The sequence below is a fragment of the Spirosoma luteum DSM 19990 genome (genome assembly GCF_000374065.1).
Taxonomy (GTDB): Bacteria; Bacteroidota; Bacteroidia; order Cytophagales; family Spirosomataceae; genus Spirosoma; species Spirosoma luteum.
The window spans coordinates 20,670-38,316 of the sequence record NZ_KB893312.1 but is presented as its reverse complement, the minus strand read 5'-3'; the positions used below and the strand labels follow the sequence as shown (position 1 = coordinate 38,316).

Sequence of the window (17,647 nt, the reverse complement as noted above, 5' to 3'; positions counted from 1 at the left end):
CTTTTTTTAAACCTCCTATAATCTACTATCAGGCGTAGATCAGTGACCTTTGTAGCCCATTGTTTTCCTACTCATGCGGCTGTTAATCACTATCTTTTTCTTTTTTCTGTTCACTCGTAGTTCCCAGGCGCAGGATTCGCTTCAACTTACGCTTCGGCAGGCCGATAGCCTGTTTTTAAAAAACAACCTGTTTCTGCTGGCCGAGCGCTTTCGGATTGATGCCAGTCAGGCGCAGATTCTACAAGCCGGTTTGTACGAGAATCCAACGGTATCGCTGGAACTGAGTGCCTATAATAATGAAACCAGACGGGTACTGGATGTTGGGCGACAGGGCGAAAAAATCATCTCGGTACAGCAACTCCTGTACACCGCCGGCAAACGAAATAAACGCATCGCTCTCGCGTCTGAAGCCGCCCGTTTGACAGAACTCGAGTTACTGGATTTACTACGCGGTTTACGCTTCGACTTACGCAGCCGGTTTTACTCTATCTTTTTCCAGCAGCAAACCCTGGCCCGGTTCAATCAGCAGATTGCCACCCTCCTGACGACCGTGGCAGCCTATGAAAAACAGTACGAAAAGAATAACGTCTCGCTTAGGGAATTACTCCGGCTTAAAGCGTTACTGTTTCAGGTCAATAACGACCGTACCGAAATTATTTTCCAATTGGCCGACGACCAGCGGGCCTTACGAACCCTGCTATCTGTCGACCAGCCCATTCGCCCGCGCGTTGCCGACGAAACCCTGCCCCGGTATCGCCTGCCTACGCAACCCGACGATACCCTTCGGCAGATGGCCCTCCGCAACCGGCCTGACCTACGGGCATCAGAATCACTAACCCGGCAGGCCGAATTGAACTATACCCTACAGCGGGCACTGGCCACACCGGATTTGCGCGTGGGAGGTACCTATGACCAGGCAGGGAGTTACATTCAAAATTATGTTGGCCTGTCTGTTTCGAGTGACATCCCGTTTTTCAACCGGAATCAGGGTGCCATTCGGGCGGCCCGAGGTCAAATTAATTATCAGAGTCACTTGCAGCGTCAGAAAGCCATTCAGATTAGTAATGACGTAGCCACGTCCCTGCAAAAGGTACGGGAGGTGGAACGGCAGGTACAAGCTGTCGAACGCTCTTTTACAACTCAGTTCGATGAATTGAACCAGGGCGTTATCGCTAGTTTTCAGAAAGGTAACATCACCCTCATCGAATTTGTCGATTTGATTGAAGCCTATAACGACAGTATTCGCCAGCTAAATCGCCTGAAAGCCGACCGGATTGGGGCTTATGAAGAACTCAATTACCTCGTTGGTACCGAATTGTTTAGATAGCTTTTCGTTTCCGGCACAAAGCAAATACCCGTACAAAATCAGATTTTTATCCAGCCGGTGGTCCAACCGGCACCACAGTACATGAAATACATATTTTTAGTAATCAGCAGTTTAACTCTTTTTTTTGCCTGCGGCCCCAAACCAGCGCCCGAAGAGGAAAAAGCATTTATGCTGTCGGATACGATGATGCACCGGATTCAACTCGACAGTGTGGTGATGCAGCCCGTTCGTAGCGAGCTTACCCTGGTGGGTAAAGTAATGGCCGACGAGAACCGGGTCATCAAGGTATTTCCGCTGGTTGGCGGCAGCGTAGAAGAGGTAAAAGTGGAACTGGGCGATTACGTCCACAAAGGACAGATGCTGGCGTCTATCCGCTCAGGAGAAGTAGCAGACATCGAGCGACAGGCTATCCAGGCACGCTCGGACCTGCTGCTGGCCGAGAAAAATCTGCGCGTTGCTCAGGATATGTTCGAAACCAAACTCACCTCGCAGCGCGAAGTGGTGGCCGCTCAGAAAGAAGTAGAAAAAGCGCAGGCCGAAGCCAACAGGGTGCAGGAGGTGTCCAAGATTTACGGCATTGGCAAAGCGTCCATGTACACCGTTAAAGCCCCCATTGACGGATACGTAATCGAGAAAAATGTGAACCGGGGCATGCAGCTCCGTTCCGACAATGCGGGTAATCTGTTCACCATTGGGCAGATCAGCGAAGTATGGGTGCTGGCCAACGTCAATGAAAGCGACATTAGCCGGGTGCGCCTGGGTATGGATGCCAGCATTCAGACGCTGAGTTATCAGGACGATATTTTTAAAGGGAAAGTTGACAAAATATATTCGGTATTAGACCCCGGCACGAAGGCCATGACGGTCCGCATCCGGCTTAATAACAAGGCCATGAAACTCCGGCCCGAAATGCACGCGACCGTTACGCTTCGTTACGAAGACGGTGGCACCATGACCACTATACCGGGCGGGGCTATCATTTTCGACCAGTCGAAGTACTACGTTATGATATTCCGGGGCCGATCCGACATCGAAACCCGCGAAGTGAACGTCCTCAAAACCATAGGTGATGTGGCTTACGTCAAATCAGGTCTGAAACCCGGCGAACGCGTTATTTCCAAAAATCAACTACTGGTCTACGACGCTATCAACGACTAACCATGAACAAATTCATCCGTGATATCGTCGGTTTTTCACTAAAGAACCGCTTCTTCATTGTTTTCATGACGCTCGGGCTCATCATAGCCGGTATCGTGAGTTACCTCAACACACCCCTCGAAGCTTTTCCCGACGTTACTAATACCCAAATCATTGTGGTAACTGAGTGGAATGGCCGTTCGGCAGAGGAAATTGAGCGCTTCGTGACCGTGCCCATTGAAATCTCAATGAGTTCGGTACAGCGAAAAACCAACGTCCGCTCCATCACGATGTTCGGGTTGAGCATCATCAAAATCATTTTTGAGGACGATGTCGATGACTTTTTTGCCCGGCAGCAGGTAAATAACCAGCTCCGGACGGTATCCCTGCCCGATGGTGTTGACCCCGATGTGCAGCCGCCCTACGGCCCCACGGGCGAAATTTTCCGGTTTACCCTAAAGTCCCCCTCCCGCGACAGCCGCGAATTGCTTACCCTCCACAACTGGGTTATCGACCGGCAGCTTCGTTCCGTATCGGGGGTAGCCGATGTGGTGGCCTTTGGTGGTCGGGAGAAGAGTTACGAAATCCGTGTTAATCCCACACAGTTAGCCAAGTACGACATTACCCCGCTGGAAGTTTATCAGGCCGTTACGCGTAGCAATATCAACGTGGGGGGCGATGTGATCGAGCGCAATGGTCAGGCGTATGTGGTGCGGGGCATTGGTTTGCTCACCTCCATACAGGATATTGAAAACTTGATTGTGGAGGATCTGGATGGTAATCCGGTGCTGGTAAAAAACGTGGCCGACGTAGCGGAATCGAACCTGCCACGCGTGGGGCAGGTGGGTCTTAACGACGACGACGACGTAGTGGAAGGCATTGTGGTAATGCGGAAGAACGAAAATCCGAGCGAAGTGCTGAAACGGGTGAAAGACAAGATTGACGAGCTAAACACCCGTATTCTCCCCTCCGATGTGAAGATGGTAACCTTCTACGACCGGGATAACCTGATTAGCTTCTGCACCAAAACGGTCCTGCACAACCTCACCGAGGGCATTATCCTGGTTACCGTTATCGTATTCCTGTTCATGGCCGACTGGCGAACAACGGTTATCGTGTCCATTATCATTCCGCTGGCCCTGCTGTTTGCCTTTATGTGTCTGCGGCTTCGTGGCATGTCGGCCAATTTACTATCGATGGGAGCGGTTGATTTTGGTATCATCATCGACGGGGCCGTCGTCATGGTCGAGGGCATTTTCGTGTCGCTCGACCACCTTTCCCATAAGGTGGGAATGCCCCGCTTCAATAAAATGTCGAAGCTGGGACTGATAAAAAAGACCGGTGGTGAACTGGGAAAGGCCGTTTTCTTTTCCAAACTTATCATCATTACGGCCTTGCTGCCTATTTTTTCCTTTCAAAAAGTGGAAGGAAAAATGTTCTCCCCCCTGGCCTGGACGCTGGGTTTTGCCCTGCTGGGAGCCTTGCTCTTTACCCTGACGCTGGTCCCGCTGTTGTGTTCTATTCTGCTCCGCAAGAATGTGCGGGAACGGAATAACCCACTGGTCAATTTCTTCAACCGGATTGTGATGGCGGGTTTCACCGCCTGCTTCAACAACCGGCGGCTCAGCCTGCTGGCTTCGGTCGCGTTCATGGCCATTACCTTCCTGTCGGCTTCCCTGCTGGGTACGGAGTTTCTGCCGACACTCAACGAAGGAGCGTTGTGGGTGGAGGCCAAACTGCCCATGAGTTCATCCCTGAACCAGACGGTGAGTATGGTGCGGGTGCTCCGGCAAAAGCTGATGGACTTCCCCGAAGTGAACGGCGTACTATCGCAAACGGGTCGCTCCAACGATGGCACCGACCCATCGGGATTCTACTACGTTCAGATGCAGGTGAACCTGAAGCCGAAAGACGACTGGAAACGGAACATAACCACCGATCAGCTCATTGAGGAAATGGACGGGCGATTGAAGCAGTTTCAGGGTATCAACTACAACTATTCTCAGCCCATTATCGACAACGTAGCCGAAGCCGTGGCGGGGATGAATGCCAGTAACGCCGTAAAAATATATGGGGATGACCTCAACACACTCAACAAGCTGGCAAACACCGTGCTGGCCTCTATCCGCGATGTGCCGGGCGTAAAAGACGTGGGTATTCTGCGAAACATCGGTCAGCCCGAAATCAGTGTTCTGTTCGACGACCGTAAAATGGCTCTCTACGGTGTTTCCACCGCCGATGTGCAGGCCGTTATCGAGATGGCCATTGGTGGTAAAACAGCTTCGATTCTGTACGAAGGCGAACGTAAATTCGACATCCGGGTTCGCTACGGCGAAAGCTACCGACGCACGGAAGAAGACATCATGCGATTGATGGTACCCACCCTGCGGGGCAGCAAAATCCCGCTGCGGGAGATAGCCTCCATCCGCGAAGTAACGGGCCCCGCTTTCGTGTACCGCGATAACAACAAACGCTTTATTGGGGTCAAGTTCTCCGTACGGGAACGTGACCTGGGCAGCACCATTGCCGATGCCCAGCAGCGGGTCAATGCAACCCTGAAAAATCTCCCCAAAGGCTATTCCGTAAACTGGACGGGTGAATTTGAGAATCAGGTCCGGGCTACCAAGCGGCTGGGGCAGGTGGTACCGATGAGTCTGGCGGCTATTTTCGTGATTCTGTTTATTCTGTTTGGGAATGTGAAAGACGCCGGACTGGTGCTCATCAACGTTCCCTTTGCGCTCATTGGCGGTATCCTGGCCCTGCACATAACGGGCATGAACTTCGGTATTTCGGCGGGGGTGGGGTTCATTGCCCTATTCGGCATCTGTGTGCAGAACGGCGTTATTCTGATTACCGTTTTCAACAAGAACCGGCAGGCCAAAATGCCCCTCGATGAAGCCATTCGGGAAGGTGTTCTCTCCCGCATCCGGCCGGTGGTGATGACGGCCCTAATGGCGGCCATTGGGCTATTGCCAGCCGCCGTATCTACCGGCATCGGCTCCGAAACCCAAAAGCCCCTGGCCATCGTCGTCATTGGCGGACTGATTACGGCTACGGTGTTGACCCTGCTCATTTTTCCGATTATCTACCGCATATTCTACCGTCGGGAGACCGCTAAGAAGGAAAAACGCTGGGTACTGGTTGAGGAGTAGCGGGATGGGTATTCTTCAGGCACTGTCAATCAGGATTATGGCTATTCCACTACCCGATGACTTCGACAAGATCGCGGTATCGGCTGAATTCCCCGTCTGCTGAAAGTATGGGTATTTTCTCAGCCAATGCCGTAGCCAGCAACAGCCGGTCGAAGGGGTCGCGGTGGTCAGCGTAGAAAGGAATCTTATTATAGGTCAGTACATGTTGGTCATTAATTGACAACACACTGATATGCTTAATATGCTCAGTCTGGCAGTCCTGAATCAACCCCTCAAGGCCCCGTTTGAGCGTCAGGCGACCAATCTTCAATTTGATAGCTATCTCAAATAAACTGGCTCTGCTAACAATCACTTCGTTGCTCGCGTCACGGATAAGATTATGTAGTTTTTCCGGAAGTTACCTGTTTCCCTCAAGAAACCAGATTAGAATCTGTGTGTCAATTAATAAGCGCATCACATATAGTCACTAAGGTCGTTTAAAGGAGCGTTAAAATCATCGTCCATCCAGACCTCTCCCGCCATACTTCCACCCCGACGGGGCTGTTTTTTCTCCGTTTCCTCTTCCAGAAAGGTAACCAGCACTTTCACTTTTTTTTTGGCCGGTGGTGTTTCGTGCCAGTGTATAATCTGGCCATCTTCGTAGGTTCCTTCAATAGTGGTCAGCATACAAATTGGTTTTCAGTAAGATTACGAATTTATTACCGGATCGAACCGGCGTTCCGGACTGTGCGCGTGGAGGAATTTGCGGACGATACGTTCGGGTTTGGTGTCATGGCTATGGACGCAGGACATCCAGTCCGACGCTTCGCCGGGCCGACGTTTCGGTTGTCGAACATATACACACCTGCCGTTAGGGATTATTCGTTGAAGTTGTCTGATCAAAACACCGTTGCCGCATTATTTGCGCCACCCATACCTTTGCGTCATGATGTGTAGTCAACCTGATACCTTCACTCTGACATTTACGAATGTAGTGCATCCGGGCGAATGAGCATCGCGGCACTGATGGGTAGGTAACGCTACCAGGTGTGTTTGCCGACGTAGTACGTATTAGCCGCTATTTAACGTAATCTGTATCTTAGTAGTAGGTGAACTGAAATAGTTGGCATTCATTGCTACTCAAATGCAATGACAGGAGTCAACAGACTAGAAGCCGACGCCACGTCACACTAGTAGAAAACCCTGCTGCCGTAAATCAACGTCATTTTATCACAGTATTCAGCCATTTCCAGATTTCGTTCTGGTAGACGGGGGCTATTTCCGAATTATCGGGCGAGTCGCCCATACGGACCATGACGATATTTTGGGAACGGACAATGTTCAGCAACTGCCCGTTTTTACCCATTGCCGCTATCATGTCGGCAGGAGCATTAGACGTGAGCGGACCGGGGAAAATGGTCTGCGTAGTGGGAAGCCTGTATGACGATTTACCGTTCAGCCACCACAGATAGCCATAACTGCTATTCAGATTTTGCGAGGTGTTGATACCAGAAGTGTAATAGGCCGTATCGGCCAGAATGGGCTGACCCGCCCAGTTGGCTCCATTCGCCATCAGCAACCCAAAACGGGCCATGCTCCGGGCCGTCGAAAAAAATACGTTGTTAGCATCAATCTGCCGCCATTGCCCATCCATACCGATTCTACTGGCCAGTTTATCCGCAAAGTACCGCTCAAACGGTTGGTTTACCGCCTTGCCAACTACATTTTGGAGTAGCGTGTAAGGAGCGTTGTGGTACGCCCAGCGGGTACCGGCATCCGCTTTATACAGTAGGCTTGCCGGGCTGGTGTTGTCGTTGTTGGGTATGCCATCATCCAGCCCGGTAGTCATAGTGAGTTGATTCCTTATCGTAATCAGATTCTCTTTGGCTCTCGGCAATGATGTCCAGCCTTCGCCCAGATAGGTGGCCGTTTTCTGATCGATGGACAGAAGTTTTTCTTCCTGCGCTTTGCCCACCATAAATCCGGTCAGCGTTTTACCCGCCGAAGCCCAATACCACTGGCTGTTCTGGTCGAAGGGGGCGGTATTGGTCAGGTTATTGCCAAAGTAAGCTTCCAGCACAATGCGCCCGTTTTGGGTAACGAGAAACGCTCGGGTTTGGGTGGAGCGCAGATAATCGTACAAAGCCGGGATATTCGCCACATTCCAGCCCATCGACTCCGGTGTTACGGTTTCCCAGGTGGCTGAGTTGGACGGTGGAAAATACAGATTCGGGTTAATCAGAGTCGACCCATTGCTACTGTCTTTTTTACAGGCAGTCAGTGCAAAAACCCAGATAAAAAGTAACCATTTGTAACTCATACGTATAAAAAGGTAGTTGGCGGGACTTGGATTTTAGTAACCGCAAAAGGTTTAAACGAGCCATAGTCAGGTTGAGCACCGGGTGATTATACTGTTGAACGGGAACCGAAAAAAAACCGTAATTTCGCAAACGACCTGACGTATTCTCTGTGCTTACCGATACCCAGCAACAACCCCTTATTGACCGCATTCGCGATATTGACCACCCCGAAGCTATCCGGCGATTCTTTGGGTTATTAAAGGAGTTGATCGACATCGTCAACCTGCCCAATGGCGATGCACGGCTGGCGTTTACCGTCCGGAAAGACCAGAAAGCGATTACAGCCAACATCAACTTTTTCTGGGCGCTGCGTCTGGTAAAACCGCACCGGGGTGAACCGGAATTCTGGCTCACCATCAAAAAATCCTGTCAGGAACAACTGGAACATTTCGACGAAATTGACTTTGGCCGGATCAGCGAAAAGTCGAACTACGTCGCCGTCGTTATTGGCCAGTCGAACGCTCATTTATTGTATCAGCCCGCGGTGCAGAAATGCTGGCAGGACTGCTTGGCCGAACTGGTCGAAACGGCCAAACGGGGGCCTCACTCCGCCCGGCACAATGGGGAGGTGTATCAGGCGGCCGAAGATGAAGCGTTTCTAAGCGACCTCATCCGCCTGGCCGACGACCCCTCATTGGGCGAACGGCTCGTGAACGACAACCAGGTTAGGGAGCCGGAAGGGGAATACGATTTAGTGCCTGAATTACCCAATCAGCCCCACAATCTGATTTTGTTTGGCCCGCCCGGAACGGGGAAAACCTTCGCGTTGCAGCCGTACCTGCGCAACGAAAATTCCACGCTCATTACGTTCCATCCGTCGTACAGTTACGAGGAATTTATCGAGGGTATCCGGCCCGAAGTAGTTAGTGGGCAAATTACGTATCGAATCCGTAAAGGCATTTTCTACCGGGCCTGCCTGACGGCCATTCAGCAGGCGGGATACGGCACCCTGGCCGACTGCCTGAATGACTCTCCGGAGAATCGCAGTCAGAAACTACGACGCGCGCCCACTCATTACCTGCTCATCGACGAGGTGAACCGGGCCAACGTCGCCAGCGTATTTGGCGACCTGATTACCCTGCTCGAATCGGACAAACGACTGGGAGCCGAACAGGAACTCTGGATAACTCTCCCCTACTCGCAGGAACGATTTGGCGTGCCGGTTAACCTGTTCGTTATCGGGACCATGAATACGACTGATCGGTCCATCGCTTTGCTGGACGTAGCCCTGCGCCGACGGTTTTCCTTCCGGGAAATGCCACCCGACCTATCCGTATTGGGTGAGGTCGATGGCATTGATTTGGCCCAACTCCTGCGAATCATCAACGACCGAATCGAGTGCCTTCTCGACCGCGACCATCAGATTGGCCATGCTTACCTGACAAACGTACAGACGCATGCTGACCTTTGCGAAGCGTTTCGGGATCGGATTATTCCGCTGTTGCAAGAGTATTTCTTTAACGACTGGGCCAAAATCCAGCTCGTTCTCGGCGATAATCCGGCCTGGGGGAAAGAGCCGGAGCAACGCCTTGTCTGGGTAAAAAAGAAGTATACGGCCAATGCCGCCGGCAAACTATTTGGTGAGTTACCCGATCTGCTGGATGAGTTGATAACGTACGAAGTGAACCCATACCTACAGCGGAGTGAGTACAACCAGATACCGACAGAAGCGTTTGTCAGGATTTATAGTAAATAGTTTACGATTTTCAGTTTATGATTACGGTGGCCCGTTGTTACGGTAGCGCGATGCGTTCCTGATCCAATCATACGCCAGCTATAAGACTGCACCGCGCTACTATAAACTGAAAACTATTAACTGAAAACCGAAAATCAATGAAAGCCCTCGTTCTCACAGAATACAATCACCTGGAAATACAGGATTTACCTAAGCCAACTATCGGTCCTGATGACGTGCTGGTTCGGGTCCAGGCCGTCGGCATTTGCGGTTCCGACGTGCATGGAATGGATGGCAGCAGTGGCCGACGGGTGCCGCCCATCGTCATGGGCCACGAAGCCAGCGGCATCATTGCCGAAGTAGGCAGCAATGTTCAGCACTGGGCAACCGGCGACCGGGTCACCTTCGACTCCACCGTGTATAAACTGGATGACTGGTACAGCCGCCGGGGCCAGTACAACCTGAGCGATGGCCGGGAAGTAGTGGGCGTTTCGACCGGGACGGGTAAAGATGGGTTCAAGCGAAATGGTGCTTTTGCTGAGTTTGTCACCGTACCGCACCACATCCTGTACGCCATTCCGGAGAATGTCAGTTTTACCCAGGCCGCTTTGGTGGAGCCGGTGGCGGTAGCCCTGCACGCCGTTAGCCTGACTCCTATTCAGGTCAATGATTCGGCCGTTGTGGTGGGGGCGGGTATGATTGGGTTATTCGTGATTCAGGCCCTGAAACTGACGGGTTGCGGTACTATCATCGCTATCGATCTGGACGATGACCGACTAGCCCTGGCAAAAACTCTCGGGGCTACCCATACGCTCAACGCTAAGAACGGCAACATGGCCGACCAGGTGCAAGCCCTCACACACGGGCGTGGAGCCGACATTGCGTTTGAAGTGGTAGGTGCCGGACCAACCGTAAAAACCGCCATCGACTGCGTTCGGAAGGGTGCCACTATCACGCTGGTCGGAAATCTGGCACCAACAGTCGAGGTACCGTTGCAGGCCATCGTTACCCGTCAATTGCGGTTGCAGGGTTCCTGCGCCATCAATGGCGAGTACGAAGCCTCCCTAAGCCTGATTTCGTCGGGCCGGATAAACGTCGAAGCCATCCTGAGTGCCGAGGTACCGCTGTCCGAAGGGGCCGACTGGTTTAAACGGCTCTACGCCAAAGAAAAGGGATTGATAAAGGTGGTACTGAAACCGTAATCACTTTACGGAGGTATACTGAGCAATTCGCTGCCCATCATTTAATTCGAGCAGGTTATCACCTAACAGGGTAATGGTAGCCTTTTGGGCAGGGGCACAAAAAACAGTGGGGCAGGTTATAAAATCGCTATAGTGGATGATGGTACCACTCCGCTCATAACGCTTGGCCACACAGCAGGATGCTGACTGGACGACCCCATTTTTCCTGTGTATCAGTGTACCATCCTGGCGATATTCAGTGTCATAGTAACCGTCCGTATCGTACGATATCCACGAATTATCGCCAAAGCGTTTTACCCGGTCAAGATGCCATCGCTGGTATAGCAAATCAGCCGGGCCGATGTCGGTATTCTTCTGACAACCTCCGAAAAGGGTGGTTAGCAGAACAACTATAATCAATCCGTTTTTCATGGCCCGTTCGTCAAGGTTTAGCCTCAAATACTAACATCGTCTTCCCAGCCGTAAGCACCAGCGATGAATTGGTCAGGGTGGCAATTCGCCATGTCACATCCCCAGCCAGTGGTGACAGCGCACAAAGCACCAGAGCACATACGGGAGCCGACCGGGACGCCCAGATAAACCGGATTGTCGTATTGGTTCCTTCAAAAGCAATGGGTGAGCAGCACGAGGCCACACTGGTTGGGGGCTGGCTCCCAAGAAGATTACCGTCACGCGGGAACGTGACCACGAATTTGTTCTGCGTGTAGTCCATAAACTGATTATCACGCAGAATCTGCGTCAATAGCCACGTTTTATACAGCGCATCATTCGTTGGCAACGTAGGGTCAACGTCCTTTTTTTGACAGCCCACCAGTGCAGTTATCAGCAAAAAGAGCAAAATTTGTTTCATTGATAAGCCATTTTTCAAGTAGATGACCCCATTCCAGCGTGTTTGGTTGGAATACGATTAGAACAATTATGCCTGCTCTCCTCCGAATTGCCGTTATCGGCCCCGGCAAAGTGGCTCATTTGCACGCCAAAGCCGCATTGCAAACGCCCAATACCCAGTTAGTAGCTGTGTATGGGCGCACCTTCCATAAAGCCGATGATTTCGCCCGGCAGTACGGCATCAAAGCCTATACCGATGTGCGCGAAATGGTGGAGCGGGAAAAGATAGACCTTTGCCTTGTCTGCACTACGCACCCCGCCCACCGCGAACCAACCATTGCTGCGCTGGAGGCTGGTTCGCACGTGCTAGTCGAGAAGCCTTTAGCCTCTACGCTGGAGGATTGTGACGCCATGATTGACGCGGCCCGGCGCAGTAACCGGTACCTGGGCGTAATTAGCCAACGCCGATTCTACGCACCCTCCATGCGGATTCGGGAAGCCATTGATGCCGGAAAAATCGGTAAGCCGGTACTCGGCACCATTCAAATGCTCGGCTGGCGCGATGAAGAATACTACAAAAGCGATGCCTGGCGCGGCACCTGGGCCGACGAGGGCGGTGGCGTGCTGGTCAACCAGTCGCCCCACCAACTGGATTTGCTTTGCTGGTACATGGGTGATATCGACGAAGTGTACGGCGTCTGGAGTAACCTGAACCACCCGTATATCGAGGTGGACGATACGGCGCTGGCCATTGTCAAATTCAAAAACGGCGGGTTGGGAAACATCATCGTCAGCAACTCGCAGAAGCCCGGCATTTTCGGCAAAGTCCACGTGCATGGGCAGAACGGTGCCTCGGTCGGGGTGCAGACGGATGGCGGTGCCCTGTTCATTGCCGGACGGTCGAGCATCACCGATCCTCCCGTCAATGATTTATGGACTGTTCCCGGTGAAGAAACGCATCTGGCTAAATTCATCGAAGAAGACACGGCCTTCTTCAACACCATCGACGCCACGGTGTATTACTTTGGCCTGCAAATCGCCGAATTCCGGGATGCCATCCGGCAGAAACGCCCCCCCATGGTAACGGGAGAGGATGGCCGTAAGGTTGTCGCGCTGTTTCAGGCTATCTACGAATCGACCAGGACGGGGTTACCGGTGAAGCTGTAATATAAAACGTGACGATAGCGTTAAAGAAATTTCCTTGACGCTATCGTCACGTTTTCATCTTTTATTCCTATATCTTTTTAGTTAGCCGGATCGGCGGGCGTACTCGTGTTGTTGTTCCGTTCCGTCAGCGGATAAGGGAAGAAATTACGGTTACGCTCCGCATTGGCAGCACCCGGCCCCGGCCGATTGAACCGGCGACTGTCTTCCAGCCGAAAACCCTGATAAGCCAGTTCGATCTGGCGGTTTCGGTAAATTTCTGTCAGAATCGCATCAGCCGTCTGGGCACCGGCATAGGTGGACAAACCAGCACCAATACCAAACGCATCCTGAGCGGCTGTTTTAGTCAGCACTTTATTCAGCGCAGCTACCGCGTTGACCAGATCTCCTTTTCGGGCGTAGGCTTCCGCCTGAATCAACAGCATTTCGCCCGGCAGATAGACCGGAACAGCCGCATTGTTTGCCGTATAGAAAGCCGTGGCAATGACGGGAGCTACGGCTACATTAGTGCTGGGTCTGGTTAGAAAGGCGATTCGTTTATCAGCCGCATCGGGTGCCAGGGCGCCCGACAGGCCGAGACTGGCGTTGGTCGGCTGGAATACGTTGAGGTTGCCGAACGTAACTTCAAACAATGGATTTCGGGTATTGTCGTCGAAGTTAAAGACCGATTTTTTTGTCAGGTCAACCTTAGCAGCAGCCGCCAGCGCCTTGTCATAATCCCCCGAAAACAGGGCGTAGCGCGCAATCAAAGCCTGAATGGTATTGGGAATATCGATACCCGGCACAATTTTACCCGTGAAGTTAGCCGTCACGGGTGCGGCTGCTACCTGCGTGGCGGCCGATTCGAGCGTACTGATCGCTTCTATAAACACCTGCGCCCTAGGAACAAACGGAACATTATCGCCGGTTGTAATGGGCGACTGCTCAAAAAACAACCCCAACGTACCAAGTGACAATCCCCGAAAAATGGATGCGTAGCCAACAATTCCACTTTTGGTACCGGCTTCGGCCACGACGCCCGTATTAGCCAGAATCAATTCGGCATTTGACCGGACCAGGTGGCTCTGCGTCCACAGATTGCGCACTACGCTGTTAATATTGCTGACATTAGCGGCCCCGAGGGCCAGGTTGGCTTCGTCGAGGTTACCTACGTTGAGCACGAATTGTTCGCGGGTGGTCAATCCTGCTCCTGCCGTTCGGGCGTAGAGCACACTCAGCGCTCCCCCGGTTGTGTATCGGTATTGCAGCCCGTTGGAAAGCGTCATCAATCCATCGGGTGAGCTAACCGCCTGCGACTGACTGATGGTACTGGGGTTCAGGTATTCCTTGTTGCTACAGGCAAACTGCGACAAAAGCAGGCCAGTTACTATGGCTATAGGTAGTGGTTTCATACGTTCAGTTTTAGAAAGTGGCCGACAGTTTGAACTGGTAGGTGCGGGGAATGGGAACATTACCGAAGTCGATACCGCGCAGCAGGTCGTTATTACCCCCCGCGTTGGTTTCCGGGTCGAAGCCGGTGTATTTGTCCCACGAATACAGGTTGCGCCCTACCACGCCTACCGTCAGGCGGCTAATGGCTTTGATTAATGTGGGCAGTGTATAGTTCAATGATACTTCGCGCAGTTTGGTGTACGAACCCGGATCGACCCGAAACTCCTGCGTGTTGTAGATACCGAAGATATACCCGCGTTTTAGTTCGCCCCGCAGTTCCTGTTCGGCGAAGTCACCCAGGCCAACTCCCTGCCGGGTACGCTTATCAGCGTTGAACACATCCGAGCCCTGAACCATGTCCAGCAACAGATGAAAGGCCAGTTTTTTGTACGTCAAATTCGTACTGAACGACCCGGTCCATTTGGGGTTTGGATTACCGATAATGACGTTGGCTGTTGGTTTGGACACATCTACGGTACCATCGCCACTACGCGCGGGTATGTAGTCGATAGCCCCGTTGGCCTGCGACGATGCGCGTTCAGACTGTGGAAAACCGGAAGAAGTCAAAATCAATGATCCGTCTGGATTACGGGCGTACGCCGTACCGTAGAATACGCCCACCGGCTGACCCACAATCAGGTTAACCGGCGTTCCCGAAGCCGAAGAAGCATCGGGGCTGATAATTGGCTGGCCCCCCAGGTCGAGTACCTTGTTGCGATTCTGATTGTAAATAAAAGTGACATCCCAAATGAGATCATTGGTTTTGATGGGAGTCGCGTCAAGCACAATCTCAAGCCCTTTATTTTCCATCGATCCCACATTGTTGACGATACTGGTTCCACCCGTAGTGGGTGCCACCGTCCGGTTTACAACCAGGTTGCTGATCTGCTGATTGTATACGGTTGCGCCCAAACTTATCCGACCGTTCAAAAAGGCCAGATCGACACCACCTTCCAGTTCCCGCATCCGCTCGGGCTGTACGTTGGGATTGGCCAGCTGCGTGCCCGGCACTACCGTGTTTCTGCCTAGGAAACCCACCGGGCTGAACTGATAGAAACGGGCGTAGGAACCAATTCCTGACAGGTTACCCGCTTCACCATAACTGGCCCGTACTTTGATGCTGTTGAAAGCGTTGCTGAACGAGAGGTTCTTCCAGAAATCCAGGTCCGACACGATGAACGACCCGCTCACTTTGGGGTAGTACTGATTGGTTTGCGTGGGCGAGAATTTAGACGACTGGTCACGCCGAACGGCCCCCGTGATGAAGGCCAGATTCCGGTAACCGAGGGTTGCCTGCGCAAATACCCCGCTCAGGCCAAAGCGGTCCAGGTCGTAGCGTACCTGATACGTGGTGTTGCTGGCTCCGCTAACCGTTTCGATAAACGGTGATAGGTTCTGCCCGCTATTTATCGAGTAATCGGATTGGTAGTACTGATAGCTGTAGCCGATGGCCGCGTTTAGTTTGAATTTCTCGTTGAACTGGCGCTCATACTGGGCATTCAGATCGTTGTTGAATTGCAATACCTGATTGGTGGCCGTAGCCGCAAAACCAAACGGATAACGGGCTGCGGGCAAACCGGCAACCGCCTGGTAGGGATAAGGCCGAATGTAGTTTTTACCAAACTGCGAGTACGCATCCACACCTACGATGTAGTCAACCGTCAGCCCACTGATGGGTGTCAGATTCAGTTGAAAGCTATTAATGGTGCGGCTCACCGACTGCGAAAACTTCATGTCTTCGATGGCCGATAGCGGGTTTACCCGCGTTGGCTCCACCGCCTGCAGGTTGCCAGCCGCATCGCGCTGGGTAATATCATAAATATTATTGGTGATATTAACCGAGTTAATTGGGCTGTAGAACACATTGCCGTTTGCTTTCTCGTTAGAGAAACTATTGGCATAACTCAACCCGACCGAAAGCTTGGCCCAGTTCGTCAACCGCTGGTCGACGCGGGCGCGGATGTTGTACCGGGTAAAATCGGTGTCCTTGATAATACCCTGATTTTTGAGATAGCCGAGTGATACGTAGTACTGCGTGTTGTCGCGTCCGCCCGAAACGGACAGGTTATTGTCCGTCCCGTAGCCCGTTCTGAAAATCTGATCGAAGTAATTATACCGCTGCACATCCACCAGGTTTGTGGCTAACGGGGTAGTGGCTCCATCCCGATAGATACCCGTTGTCGTTACGCCGGGATTGGCCGCAATTTGCGCGGCCGATATGCCGCCAATAGGATATAACCGAAGGGCCGCAAAGCCAAACTGTTTGCCATACGTATTGACCGGCACGCCTTTGCGCAACTCATTGATGTTGAATGAGGTAGTGAAAGTGACCTGTGGCTTGCCGGTTTGCCCCCGCTTGGTTGTGATGATAACGACCCCGTTAGCCGCCCGCGACCCGTATTGAGCAGCGGCAGCCGCCCCATTCACGACGTTTATGGTAGCGATATCGTCCGGGTTGATGTCCGACAACCGGTTCTGCCCCACATTGGCATTGCCTACATCACTGGACAGGGCAATCTGTGATACGTTGGTGCTGGCATTACTCACGATCACCCCATCCACTACGTACAACGGGTCCGACGAACCAACCAGCGATTTGATACCCCGTAACCGGATGCTGATTCCACCCGCCGGGTCGCCGGAGTTTTGGGTGATTTGGGCACCCGGCACTTTCCCCTGTAGTGAGTTGATCAGGTTACCAGAGCCGGTCTGTTTCAGAGCGTCCGCCTTAATGGTGCTGATGGCATTGCCCAGCTCCCGTTTCGGAGCGGATAAGGTAGAGCCGGTTATGACCACCTCATCCAGGTTCGTGGTCGCAGCTACCAGTTCAGCATTGACCACCAGTTGCTCAACGGTGCCAACGGTAATCACCTTTCGCAGCGTTTCATACCCAATAGCCGTAAAGACCAGGGTGACCGGGCCGGGTTTAACCGAGAAAGGTAGTGTGTAGTTACCATCAGCATCGGTGGTAGTGCCAATTGTGGTGCCAACAACCACAACCGTAGTGCCTGGAAGAGATTGTTTTTCCGGGTCTGTTACTTGCCCTTTAGCGACGTATTGGGTGCTTTGTGCCAGTCCATTGGTAGCCCCTATACAGACTAACCAAAAAAGGTACATGCTCCGAATAATGAGTAGGTATTTAGTTGACATAGGGAATAAAATTTTGTGAAAACCAGATACAATCAACTTTTTCAACGGCGAAAGGTACGATTAAAACAGGAACAATTACGGGCTCTTCGTCTGGGCCAATCAACTCCAGAGAACCAGCAGCCAGAACCTGATAAATCCTAACTTTTTCTAAACAAGCGGGGTCTTGCAATCAGCAAAATCGGGCGTAGAAGCTGTTAAGTATTTAAGGAACGAGTTTCTGTACCATTGCTCCCTGCGTCAAA

The 17,647-nt window shown here is 52.2% G+C and carries 12 protein-coding genes and 1 pseudogene; 6 read left to right on the top strand and 7 right to left on the bottom strand.

Annotated elements, in window-relative coordinates; all coding sequences use genetic code 11:
* The first annotated feature begins 73 nt into the window (after nt 1-73).
* From B156_RS0127145 to B156_RS0127135, 3 genes are all read left to right on the top strand, one after another.
* Entirely contained in the window at nt 74-1,327 is a 1,254-nt protein-coding gene (locus tag B156_RS0127145) for a TolC family protein (RefSeq protein WP_018622958.1), read from the top strand.
* 81 nt (nt 1,328-1,408) lie between these two features.
* Nucleotides 1,409-2,485, top strand: coding sequence for an efflux RND transporter periplasmic adaptor subunit (locus tag B156_RS0127140; protein WP_018622957.1), 1,077 nt, complete (start codon nt 1,409-1,411; stop codon nt 2,483-2,485).
* Between the two features lie 2 nt (nt 2,486-2,487).
* Complete coding sequence (locus B156_RS0127135) at nt 2,488-5,616, top strand: efflux RND transporter permease subunit (protein ID WP_018622956.1); 3,129 nt, start codon at nt 2,488-2,490, stop codon at nt 5,614-5,616.
* A gap of 49 nt (nt 5,617-5,665) precedes the next feature.
* Here B156_RS0127135 and B156_RS30125 read toward each other — a convergent pair.
* From B156_RS30125 to B156_RS0127120, 3 genes and pseudogenes are all read right to left on the bottom strand, one after another.
* Nucleotides 5,666-5,995 (bottom strand): annotated as a pseudogene (locus tag B156_RS30125) (type II toxin-antitoxin system VapC family toxin); the annotation flags it as partial.
* 74 nt (nt 5,996-6,069) lie between these two features.
* Nucleotides 6,070-6,282: a hypothetical protein gene (locus B156_RS0127125; protein ID WP_018622954.1), complete on the bottom strand. Its 213-nt coding sequence runs from the start codon at nt 6,280-6,282 to the stop codon at nt 6,070-6,072.
* A 535-nt stretch (nt 6,283-6,817) separates the two neighbouring features.
* Nucleotides 6,818-7,915, bottom strand: coding sequence for a serine hydrolase domain-containing protein (locus B156_RS0127120; protein WP_018622953.1), 1,098 nt, complete (start codon nt 7,913-7,915; stop codon nt 6,818-6,820).
* A 149-nt stretch (nt 7,916-8,064) separates the two neighbouring features.
* Between B156_RS0127120 and B156_RS0127115 the strand changes: the two genes are divergently transcribed.
* Together B156_RS0127115 and B156_RS0127110 are read left to right on the top strand one after the other, a co-directional pair.
* Nucleotides 8,065-9,651 (top strand): McrB family protein, encoded by a 1,587-nt coding sequence (locus B156_RS0127115; RefSeq protein ID WP_018622952.1) that lies wholly within the window; start codon nt 8,065-8,067, stop codon nt 9,649-9,651.
* 137 nt (nt 9,652-9,788) lie between these two features.
* Nucleotides 9,789-10,832, top strand: coding sequence for a galactitol-1-phosphate 5-dehydrogenase (locus tag B156_RS0127110; RefSeq protein ID WP_018622951.1), 1,044 nt, complete (start codon nt 9,789-9,791; stop codon nt 10,830-10,832).
* Here the strand turns inward: B156_RS0127110 and B156_RS0127105 are convergent, their stop codons facing one another.
* Both B156_RS0127105 and B156_RS0127100 read right to left on the bottom strand, forming a co-directional pair.
* The gene (locus tag B156_RS0127105; protein ID WP_018622950.1) at nt 10,833-11,243 is read right to left on the bottom strand and encodes a hypothetical protein; all 411 of its coding nucleotides are present in this window, start codon (nt 11,241-11,243) and stop codon (nt 10,833-10,835) included. It abuts the gene before it with no gap.
* Between the two features lie 10 nt (nt 11,244-11,253).
* Nucleotides 11,254-11,682 (bottom strand): hypothetical protein, encoded by a 429-nt coding sequence (locus B156_RS0127100; protein WP_018622949.1) that lies wholly within the window; start codon nt 11,680-11,682, stop codon nt 11,254-11,256.
* Nucleotides 11,683-11,750: 68 nt separating this feature from the next.
* Between B156_RS0127100 and B156_RS0127095 the strand changes: the two genes are divergently transcribed.
* Nucleotides 11,751-12,827, top strand: coding sequence for a Gfo/Idh/MocA family protein (locus B156_RS0127095; protein WP_018622948.1), 1,077 nt, complete (start codon nt 11,751-11,753; stop codon nt 12,825-12,827).
* 77 nt (nt 12,828-12,904) lie between these two features.
* On the opposite strand, the gene B156_RS0127090 is transcribed toward B156_RS0127095, so the two are convergent.
* Nucleotides 12,905-14,215, bottom strand: coding sequence for a RagB/SusD family nutrient uptake outer membrane protein (locus tag B156_RS0127090; RefSeq protein ID WP_018622947.1), 1,311 nt, complete (start codon nt 14,213-14,215; stop codon nt 12,905-12,907).
* Between the two features lie 10 nt (nt 14,216-14,225).
* Nucleotides 14,226-17,372 (bottom strand): SusC/RagA family TonB-linked outer membrane protein, encoded by a 3,147-nt coding sequence (locus tag B156_RS0127085; protein ID WP_040586469.1) that lies wholly within the window; start codon nt 17,370-17,372, stop codon nt 14,226-14,228.
* Between the last annotated feature and the right edge of the window lie 275 nt (nt 17,373-17,647).

Coding starts and splice junctions, on each gene's coding strand:
- B156_RS0127120 (WP_018622953.1), bottom strand. CDS start 7,915: ATGAGTTACAAATGGTTACTTTTTATCTGGGTTTTTGCACTGACTGCC.
- B156_RS0127110 (WP_018622951.1), top strand. CDS start 9,789: ATGAAAGCCCTCGTTCTCACAGAATACAATCACCTGGAAATACAGGAT.
- B156_RS0127135 (WP_018622956.1), top strand. CDS start 2,488: ATGAACAAATTCATCCGTGATATCGTCGGTTTTTCACTAAAGAACCGC.
- B156_RS0127090 (WP_018622947.1), bottom strand. CDS start 14,215: ATGAAACCACTACCTATAGCCATAGTAACTGGCCTGCTTTTGTCGCAG.
- B156_RS0127100 (WP_018622949.1), bottom strand. CDS start 11,682: ATGAAACAAATTTTGCTCTTTTTGCTGATAACTGCACTGGTGGGCTGT.
- B156_RS0127085 (WP_040586469.1), bottom strand. CDS start 17,372: ATGTACCTTTTTTGGTTAGTCTGTATAGGGGCTACCAATGGACTGGCA.
- B156_RS0127125 (WP_018622954.1), bottom strand. CDS start 6,282: ATGCTGACCACTATTGAAGGAACCTACGAAGATGGCCAGATTATACAC.
- B156_RS0127145 (WP_018622958.1), top strand. CDS start 74: ATGCGGCTGTTAATCACTATCTTTTTCTTTTTTCTGTTCACTCGTAGT.
- B156_RS0127095 (WP_018622948.1), top strand. CDS start 11,751: ATGCCTGCTCTCCTCCGAATTGCCGTTATCGGCCCCGGCAAAGTGGCT.
- B156_RS0127105 (WP_018622950.1), bottom strand. CDS start 11,243: ATGAAAAACGGATTGATTATAGTTGTTCTGCTAACCACCCTTTTCGGA.
- B156_RS0127140 (WP_018622957.1), top strand. CDS start 1,409: ATGAAATACATATTTTTAGTAATCAGCAGTTTAACTCTTTTTTTTGCC.